We start from the raw sequence: 9,015 nt of genomic DNA, 5'->3' as shown, positions 1-9,015 counted from the left end.
GAGATTGTGGCTACGTCGCGGTGGATCCACTGAGCGACGCCCAGCTGGTCGAGGAGTTCGAGCACCGGTCGTACGCTGAGACGACGCGTCAAGTCGCTGTCCCACTCGCCCTCGAGGCAGAAGATTCCGGGCTGGTTGTCGCGCGTCATTACGGGCTCCTTAGGTGGATATCTGAGCACACGGTAGACGGTCGCTTGACCTGCTGGTGAGGACTTCGCTCGAACCCCTCGACGACACCGCCCATCACCCTCACGGCTGAGCTCCGTCAGGCTGGCGCGTTCCGCGTGGGTAGTGCGGCATAGCTCGTCGAGGCCGAGTCACTCTTCGAAGAAGTCCTGGTCGACGCTGTAGACGACGAACTTCTGCTGCTCCTGCACGCCCACGCCGTAGCGGAGCATCAGCGCCGTAAGCCGGATGCCGTCGATCAGCACGATGCGCCCCTGGAACTGGTCAGATGCTTCTCTAGCGGCCTTGGTGAAGCGGGACGTCGTGATGAACACGCCGCGGTCCGCACCTTGGCGATGCAGGGCACCGAAGAAGGAGTTGATGTCAGGCGCGCCGATCGAGTTGTCATCGGCGTAGCGCTTGGCCTGGATGTAGACGTTCTGGAGACCGAGCGGGTCCTGGCGGATCACGCCGTCGATGCCGCCGTCATGCGACCGCCCGAGGTGCTGCTTCTCGCCCTGTGCCCCGGCGTACCCCATCGCCCACAGCAGCTTCAGAACAGCATCCTCGAAGAACTTCGGCGACGCGCTCTGCAGGGCAGCTCGAAGCTCCGTCTCCACCCCGTCGTTGATCGAATCCACCTTGTCCGAGACAGCGGACAGCGGGTCGTCCCCGGAGTCCTCGAACGACTCCGGTGACGACGGTGAGATGGCTCCCGACTGCCCAGAATCGTCGTCGCCGTTCGCCTCGGAGGCCTGGCGCGCCTTCCGTTCGGCGAGTTCCTTCACGTAGTCACGCCACGTCGCCCATTCCTGCTGATCCTGCTCGGAATACTCCGTCAGCCCGCGAACATTCACCTGCCGTCCCTGCTCTGTGATGCGGTATCGCCCGTACTGTGGGCGCTCGAGGAGCCCCGCGTACTTCATCGACGAGCACGCCCAGCCCACCCTGTTCTCGAGGCGGCCCTGCCCCGAGCTGACCTTCTGCGCCGTCACGTCCTCGCCAAGCCCCATGAGCTCGGCGACGCCGGAGATGATGTCCTTGAGCGCTCGGAGCTCGCCGTCTGCCATGAGCCGGAGGACCGCCGGCCGGCAGCCATCGATGGTGGGAACTCCGTCCGCTGCGAATTGCGCCATGTCTCTCCTCGTCATCTGCGGACCTGCTCGTCCATCGTGCCACTGCTCCGCAGCGGCGGGGTCGGAAAGCCCGCACCGGCCGTTGTTCACCGAGCCGGGACCTACCCTGAAGCATGACCATGCCGAATCGCCTTCGTGAACTCGTCAACTCCGCACAGCAGACCGATGACCTCGTTCAAGCCGCCATGGCGTGGAAGCCGGCGTCGTGGAATCGCCGTTTTGACCGGGCTCCTGAGGACCTCCTGAGCGTCGACTACCAAGCACTGATCGCTGATCTCGCGCCCTCGATGGACGGTGCGCAGTCGAAGAGGAGCCCGCGGATCGACCGGGGTACGGTGCGTGCGCTGTGCGCACCCGACACCCTGCGTACCTCCGGCGGCGATTTCGATGACACCGCGGTGGTGAAGGCGTTCCTCGCTTCTATGATCTGGGGCTATGGCCTCGTCGGGTACGGCCCTTACCGCACGGAGCGCATCCTGACCCGCGACTCGACGGTGAGCGACAAGCAGGCGATTGAGCAGCTCGTCGAGATCGCAGGAATCGCGCAGTCCGAGGGTGGTGTCGCAGCGTTCGACCATGTGGCCAAGGAGCGTCGCGGTGGCACTGCCTATCTGAAGTTCCTCGGTCCGGCGTTCGGCACCAAGTTTCTCTACTTCCTCACCAAGGCTTCGAACGTCCCTACGACGCCCGTGTTCGACAGCGTCGTCCATGGCTGGCTTCAGGAGCACGCTCCCGAGGCTGGGAGCTTCTCCCTTCTGTGGTGGGACACCTCGAGCTACAAACGCTACGTCGATCTGCTGCACTCGTGGGTAGCCGAGCTCTCCGACCTCGCCGGGCGCTCTCTCGACGCCGACGATCTGGAGTTCCTGATGTTCAGCGATGCTCGAGGGCAAGCGCCGCTGCTCGCCGAGTCGGAGAACGTCACCGCCGAATCAATGCTCGACGATCTGGGAGCTGAAGCCGACGCGCGCGGCGGCGAGAGAGACAGGGACGGAGCACTGCTGGTCGAAGCTCTACGCGAGTGGTTCGCCCGTCACCCGCAGAACGAGGAGTGAGCGTCGAGGTCCTACAGAGACCCGTGCTCTGTTGAGTCTCCTCGCGGCGGCCGCAGGTCGATCCGCGGCCAGTCGACGTCCTTCCCCATAAGCTTGATCAGATCTTCCTGCCGGGGTTGTCCCATGACGGAGCGGTACGCGCCGAGCGTGCGCTGGAGTCGCAGATACTGCCGTGACTCTCGGCTGAGCGGCATGGCGGGCACATACCGCTCGATCTTGGCGGGACCGTCGTGGAGCCAGAAGGGGCTCAGGCCATCGCTGCCTTCGGGCTCGGCCTCGACAGCGGCATCGAACATCGCCGACCAGGGGTCGTCGTATCCCCCGGCAAGCACCGCACCGCCGTGGCGTTGGGCGATGTTGCGCCGGATCGCGTGCCCCTTGTAGCGGTGTACACGGCCCTCGCGCTGTTCGAGGTCCACGGGGTTGCCGGGCAGATTCCAGTGGACGATGGCGTGGCTGTACGTGTGGAAGTCCAGTCCTTCCTGCCCCACGGAGGTGCTGGCGAGCACGAAGGGCCAGAACGGCGAGTTGAAGCTGTCGCGCACGGAAGCCTCGCGGTTCTCGGCCGCCTCGGAGCTCAGGGCTCGTCCGAATCGCGCGGCGATGTGGGAATTGAGCTTATGCGTGTTCACCTCGATGTCGACGCCGTCGGAGCGGAGCTCGTGGATCTCGTTCGTGGCGCTGCGAGTGCCCGCGGTCGCGCGGATCCGTGCGGCGAGGCTCGCGGCACGCTCTGCCGGCTCGTCATGGCGAAGTCCGAGCGAGTCGACGAGGGTGTGGACGTACTCGTCGAGCATCGCCTGGAGGTTGCCATCCAGGCAGTAGCGCAGGGCCAGCTGCCAGAAGCCGTCCGTCTCCTCGCTGCCAGCACCGGTGGCGGCGCGCACGGCGGCCATCATCTCGGGCCGGTTGAACAGGGAACGCAGGCCCTCAGCGATCTCGAGAGCCGCTCGTCGCATAGGCACCTCGGCGTAGGAGTCCGCTCCCCCGGTCGCCCGGCCGACGGCGCGCAGCGCGCACACCCCGGGACCGGCGACGGCGACCTGGGCGAGCACCGCGGCGAGGTCATCGGGCGGCGCTCCGAGGGTCTCCCAGTCCGGGTCGAGTGCGAAGTCGGCGTGGTCGCGATAGCGGGAACCTGCCTCGTCGCCGTCGGTCGCTCCGCCGACGGCGCCGCGCAGACCGAGGCCCTCCAGTCCGAGGGCGCGGTCGAGCAGATAGGGCGCGACGCCGTACCAGCCGGCGGTCTGCCCCTTGATGTCCCGGATCGGGAGCTCGAGCGCGTCCAGACGCTCCTGGATCCTGCCGGTCACCACCTGCAGGAGCCGATCGCGATCCACCGGGAGCTCCTCCCCCACCTCTCGCGCGATCGTGAGCGGGTCTCCCAGTTGCGCGAGCACGACGGAGGGGTGGAGCAGGGCGAGATGGGGCAGGTTCTGGAACTTGCCGTCGACGACGGTGAAACGCAGCAGTCCTGAGGTTCGCGGGTCGTCGTACAGCGCTGCGGCGCCCGTCCCGTGACGGGGCGCGAACTCGCTGAGCCGTCGGTCGGCCTCGTAGCTGAACAGGGCGGAGATCGCCTTCGGGACCACGCTCCAGGCGGAGAACACGAGCCGCTTGGTGAAGCTCAGCGCACCCTCGGCGGCGAAGGGTCCGCCCGGGGTGGTGTACGGCAGGGAGGGCGGGAGCCAGGCGAGCTTCCAGACGCCGCGCTCCATCGCGGCGTCGATCATGGCGCGGAGCTTGGGGTTGCCGGGATCGATCTCGCGGAAGTGGCGGATGTCGTCCCAGGAGAGCAAGCCGCGTCGGTGCGCGTGCAGCAGCTGCGCCATGTCGCCATCGTCGTCGCGGGCGAGCTTGAGGGTGCGGCGCTGGGCGAGATAGGCCGACGGGTCCATGAGATTCACGGGATAGGGGCTCGATCGCCAGAACTCGAACATGTCCATGCCGTGGGCCCGGCGCCCGATCGCGTCGGCCGAGGTCCAGACCTCGAGGTCCTGGGGTCGCAGCTCGAGGGAGGGCATCTCCATCTCGCGCAGCATCCCGTCGGCTACCGCGGCGGAGCCGAGGCGTTCGGTGCGGGACATGACGCGCTGCAGCTCGGCCTCGGCGCGTCGCGTGGCCTCCTCGGCGAGGCGATGCCCGTCGGCTGTGCCCTGCAGCATCCCCTGCCGCACTTCAGCCAGGTACTCCTTGACGAGGTCCGCGCGCTCGGGACCGGCGAGGAAGGCGATGGTGTCATGGAAGTCCTGGTGGTGGTCCTCGGCGTCGAGCTCGTCGGGCAGGGTGAACATCTTGTAGGGCGTGGCGGAGAGGACGAGCGACTTCGCCGAGGGATGCATGATGATCTTCTGCGCGAGCTGCTGGGCGTCCGTATAGTGCTCGTCGCCAGTGCTGCGAGCACCGGGGAAGAGGTCCTTGAAGCGCTGGAACTCGTCGAGGATGACGAGATCGGGGGCGAGCCTGGTGACGGCGGTGCGGGCCATCGCCATGCGGAGCGCGCCGATCATGCGTCGGCGTCGCCACCACATGTCGTGAGTGACCTCGTCGCTCGCGAGCCAGGTGTCGAGCTCGTCGGACAGGTCGCTGAGCAGAGTGCCGCCGAAGGGACCTGCGTCGGTGCGGAGGGTGCGGGTGAACTCCTCGACGAGGTCGTCGTCGAGGGTGGGGCGGCTCCAGGGCCACTCCAGCCTGTCGGCGAAGCGTTCGAACCCGACGGCGTCGCGGAAGTAGTCGATGATCCGGTCCTGCATCAGCCAGAGACGGTCGAGGCTGTGGCTGAGCAGCCAGTGCAGCAGCACTCGCTCGCCGACGCGCCCCGTCGCATCACCCAGCCGCAGCGAGGTGCCGGGGGTGAAGGCGATGAGGTCGACACCGCCTGGCGGGGCGGATCCCATCGTCTGCGGGAGCATCGTGATCCGGTCGGCGTTGGTCTGCGCCTGGCCACCGGTGAGCTCGCGCAGGCGCTCGAGGTTCTGGCCGGCGATCTGGCTGTTGGAGCAGATGTACACGATGGTCACGGTGCGCTCGGTGGTCTCGCGCAGGTACGCGATCGCCCGGGCGGCGACGCCCTTGGCGATGAGGGTCTTGCCGAGCCCCACCTCGTCGGCGACGAGGAAGCGGCTGACGGGGTCCTCGTCGGTCCAGAGGCGTCGGAAGGCGTGGTCGACGGTGGCGCGCTGGAATGGTTTGAGGCCGGCGAGGACCGCGTCGACATCCACGGCCGTCGACTCTGCGGGCGGTGTCGGGCTCATGGGCGCCTCCTCGACAACGAGAATCGCAGCACCGTATCCCACAACTGCAGGAACTCGGCCGGTATCAGCTCGTCGGCCTTCGGCAGCTCCAGGACGGCCTCGACCTGCTTCCGCACCGAGAGGATCCGATCGATGTCGTTCCCAGCCGCGCGCACCAGCGGCTCGAACAGCACGATCGGGGGCGGGGGCCGACGGTGGTCCGTCGCGGTGATGCCGTCGATCGCGCTGGTGAGCGTGTCGAGCTCGGACTCCTGGGCATGGGCGGTGGGCGGTTCGTCGAGTCCGAGGAGGAGCGCGAGGTAGCGCAGCACGCGGTCGCGGCTGTTCAGCATCGCGGCGAGCGCCCGCTGCTCGCGATCGATGACGTCACCGACGAGCCAGACCTTGAGGAGGCAGCGCCTGGCGGCCCGGGCGGGGCCGTCGCCGTGCGTCGTCTCCACGGCGAGGAAGGGGGTGATCTCGTCGAGGGAGAGCTCCCAGGAGGTCTGTTCGGCGAGCGTGCGGCGGAGTCGTGGGGTGGTGAGCGGCCAGATCACCGTCTCCCCCGGACAGTCCTCCGGGAGCACGAGAGTGAGCCGCGCGGAGACGGCGTCGTCGCCGGTGCGGGTGAGGTCCAGTCGCGGTCTCGGGACGGTCCGGGCGAGGGAGCGGTGGAACTCCTCGAGCAGGTAGCCGGTGTCGAGGGAGGGGTCTTCGATCGCGTCCGGCGCCGGCGTGTAAGGCTCCATGATGGTGCGCAGACCCATCGCCTTGCCGCCCTCGCCGAGCACCGCGTCGACGCCGCAGACCCGGGTGGGACCGACGAGCACCGCGTCGAACTCGACGTTCCTGCTCCAGGCCTGTTCAGTGAGGTTGGCGCTGCCGGTGATGACCTCCGACTGTCCGTCGCCGCGGTCGAGGACGACGGTCTTGGCGTGCAGTCCCGTGAGGTCGAGGAGCGTGGACGGGCCGGGGCTCACGTCCTCGTCGGTGGCGTCCTCCACGACGGCGCTGCCCTCCGCTCCCCCGTCGACGGCGGAGTCCAGGACGTTGACGTCCCAGCCTCGCAGGGAGCGGCTGCCGAGCTGATCCGCGGCGGCGGCGCGGGTGAGAAGCGTGCTCTCCGGCGCACCGGCTCGGATCCTCGAGAGGGTGTCCGCGGCGAGGAACGGGCTGATCGCGAGGACCTTCCGGGGCCGCTCCGGGAACGGCCACGGGGCGGGGTCGCTGCCGAGCCCGAGTGGGAGGAGTGCGCCTCCGGTGAAGGGCTCCGGGGCCTCGAGGCGCACGTCCCGGAGCGTCCGGGCGAGGTCGCGGATCGCGTCGCGGCGCTCCTCGGTGAGCGGGTCGAGCACCATGTCGGTCACCGCCTCGACGGCGGCACCGGCGGGGGCCGCGTCGATCGTGCCGTCAGGGCTCTCGTCGAGCACGAGGGCGGTGTCCCAGGAGCTGTCGAGGGCGAGGTTGCGGCTGCCGACGACGACCCGGTGGAAGAGTGAGCCGTCGTGGGGGCGGCGGTAGCGGATCGCCCAGAGCTTCGGGTGGAACAGGGCGTTCTCTGTCGGGGGTTCGACCTCGTGCAGGGAGCCCTCGAGGAAGGTGTGGATGCGGCTGTGCGAGGCGGGGACGTGGATGCCGGCGGCCTGGCAGAACACGGTGGTCCGGCCCATGAAGCGCTGGACTGCGTCGAGCAGCTGCGCAGGATCACGGTCGTCGATGCGGTGCGAGTCGTCCATCTCCGCGAATGCGAAGGTCATCGGGGCTATCAGCATCGCGGTGAGGTTCAGCGAGAAGGTCGTCGTCACTGCGACGTCGACCTCGTGCCGCGGCGGTGGCCGCAGCGCGTCGGTCAGCAGGACGCTGGTGTCGGGCTCGAGCATCAGGCGCTCTCCTCGGCGTCGTAGAGGTCCTGGAGGAGCGTCGTGACGTTCGGCCAGCGGAAGAGATTCCTGCCGGCGCCGGACGCGCCGCTCCAGGCGTTCAGGGCCTTGAGGTTCCCCGGCCGCAGCCGGGCGCGGCCCTGCTTCACCAGGCGCTCGCGATCGGTGATCAGCTGGCGCGCGGCGGTGGAGCCCGCGACGGCGTGCGGCGTGCGGGTCTGCTCGCACCAGCTCTCGAGGAAGGTCCTGGTCCTGTCGGTGTAGTTGCGGCGTCGGGCCGCCATCAGCTGTCCGAGGGCCAGGAGGTCCTCGGAGTCGAAGGAGCGGGAGGCCGCGGTCTCGTCCGCCCAGGATGCGAGGCGATCGCGGTAGTGGACGACGCGGTCGTCACGGAAGCGCCCCGGGTCCGAGGAGGTCTCCTCGGCGAGCAGAAGGTTGTAGAGCAGGTTCGCGCCGTGGATGTGGAGACTGAAGCGCTCGGCGAGGTCGAGCAGGGAGCGCAACTCCCCATCGGCCCGGTGGCTGAGGAGGTCGAGGATCTCCGGCGCCCACGGGGCCGACGGCACGCTGTCCGTGTCGGTCCACCCGGCCGGCCGTTCCTGCACGAGGCGGGCGATGAGCGTCCCGGGGTTGGTGCGGGTGATCGCCTCCCGGAGGTACTCGACCTCGCCCGGGAGGAGGCGGAAGTCGGCGCTCTTCACGAGGTGATCGGGTGGTGCGGGGAGTGAAGGGTCGAGTCCGTCGGGGATCCGCTCGGCGGCGAGACCGCCGTCCTCCGCGCGGGGTGCCTCGGCGTCCAGGCGACGGCCCGCCTCGACCCGTGTGAAGAACTCCCGTGAGGTGAGGCCGCGTTCGAGGATCCCCCACTGCGCGAGCATCCCGCCGTAGACGACCGACGGCACCCGCTGGAGGGTCTTGCCCGCGCGCCGGCCGATGATGCCCGGCTCGTCATCACTGGTCCCGCGCTCGAGGGCGCCGATGAAGTCGCGTTCGAGGTCGTGGTACCTCGTGGCCATCTCGCCGGCCGTCGGGCGCTTCGACGCCTCCTGCATCAGCCACGGGATGAACAGGACGTAGCGCAGCCGGGTGTGCAGGGTGGAGGTGCCGGGGAACAGCGAGTCCGAGAAGGCGTCACGGATCCCACCGATACCCAGGTCATCGATCGTCGTCTCGTCGCGGAACTGGTCCACTGCTTCCATCATCCGACGGCGTTGCTCGGCGTCGACGGCGAGCCAGGCGAAGGTGGAGGGCATGGTGTCCATGGTGCACCTTCGGGGCGCGATCGCGGGCGGAAACCCCTTCTTCGCGCCTCTGGTAAAGCGCAGGAATGCCAGAAGGACTCGCTAGATTGATCCACACTCGACATTCCATCGAGGCACGGGACGGAGACAGGAGAACAACGTGTCATCGCTGCGCCAGGGTGTCGCATCCGCTGTGGATGCCGACGTGCGGCTTGCTCTGCAGAAGATGAGTGCGGACTTCGTGCGCGAGGCGTTGGACGACGCGACGGATCCTGCCTCAGCGGCGGCTGCGGCGCACGATGCGA

The 9,015-nt window shown here is 68.6% G+C and carries 5 protein-coding genes; 1 reads left to right on the top strand and 4 read right to left on the bottom strand.

Going from position 1 to position 9,015, the window contains the following annotated elements:
* Positions 1-317: 317 nt before the first annotated feature.
* The gene (locus ACT3T5_RS19260) at positions 318-1,301 is read right to left on the bottom strand and encodes a restriction endonuclease (protein WP_444595291.1); all 984 of its coding nucleotides are present in this window, start codon (positions 1,299-1,301) and stop codon (positions 318-320) included.
* Between the two features lie 113 nt (positions 1,302-1,414).
* Here ACT3T5_RS19260 and ACT3T5_RS19255 point away from each other — a divergent pair, with 113 nt between their 5' ends.
* Positions 1,415-2,356 carry an 8-oxoguanine DNA glycosylase OGG fold protein gene (locus ACT3T5_RS19255; RefSeq protein WP_444595290.1) on the top strand — a complete coding sequence of 314 codons (942 nt, stop codon included), beginning with the start codon at positions 1,415-1,417 and terminating at the stop codon, positions 2,354-2,356.
* An 11-nt stretch (positions 2,357-2,367) separates the two neighbouring features.
* On the opposite strand, the gene ACT3T5_RS19250 is transcribed toward ACT3T5_RS19255, so the two are convergent.
* From ACT3T5_RS19250 to ACT3T5_RS19240, 3 genes are read right to left on the bottom strand one after another with little or no spacing between them, the layout of a single operon-like run.
* Complete coding sequence (locus ACT3T5_RS19250; protein ID WP_444595289.1) at positions 2,368-5,610, bottom strand: helicase-related protein; 3,243 nt, start codon at positions 5,608-5,610, stop codon at positions 2,368-2,370.
* A complete protein-coding gene (locus ACT3T5_RS19245; RefSeq protein WP_444595288.1) occupies positions 5,607-7,469 on the bottom strand; it encodes a phospholipase D family protein in 1,863 nt (620 codons plus the stop codon). Before ACT3T5_RS19245 ends, ACT3T5_RS19250 begins: the two co-directional genes overlap by 4 nt.
* On the bottom strand, positions 7,469-8,731 hold the full coding sequence (locus ACT3T5_RS19240; RefSeq protein ID WP_444595287.1) for a DUF6361 family protein: 1,263 nt from the start codon (positions 8,729-8,731) through the stop codon (positions 7,469-7,471). The genes ACT3T5_RS19245 and ACT3T5_RS19240 overlap by 1 nt, the downstream gene beginning before the upstream one ends.
* Positions 8,732-9,015: the final 284 nt, after the last annotated feature.

This window comes from Brachybacterium sp. AOP3-A1-3, assembly GCF_052378285.1.
Classification (GTDB): Bacteria; Actinomycetota; Actinomycetes; order Actinomycetales; family Dermabacteraceae; genus Brachybacterium.
The sequence above is the reverse complement of the archived record's forward strand: the minus strand, read 5'-3'. Positions and strand labels throughout refer to the sequence as shown.

Coding starts and splice junctions, on each gene's coding strand:
- ACT3T5_RS19260 (WP_444595291.1), bottom strand. CDS start 1,301: ATGGCGCAATTCGCAGCGGACGGAGTTCCCACCATCGATGGCTGCCGG.
- ACT3T5_RS19255 (WP_444595290.1), top strand. CDS start 1,415: ATGACCATGCCGAATCGCCTTCGTGAACTCGTCAACTCCGCACAGCAG.
- ACT3T5_RS19250 (WP_444595289.1), bottom strand. CDS start 5,610: ATGAGCCCGACACCGCCCGCAGAGTCGACGGCCGTGGATGTCGACGCG.
- ACT3T5_RS19245 (WP_444595288.1), bottom strand. CDS start 7,469: ATGCTCGAGCCCGACACCAGCGTCCTGCTGACCGACGCGCTGCGGCCA.
- ACT3T5_RS19240 (WP_444595287.1), bottom strand. CDS start 8,731: ATGGACACCATGCCCTCCACCTTCGCCTGGCTCGCCGTCGACGCCGAG.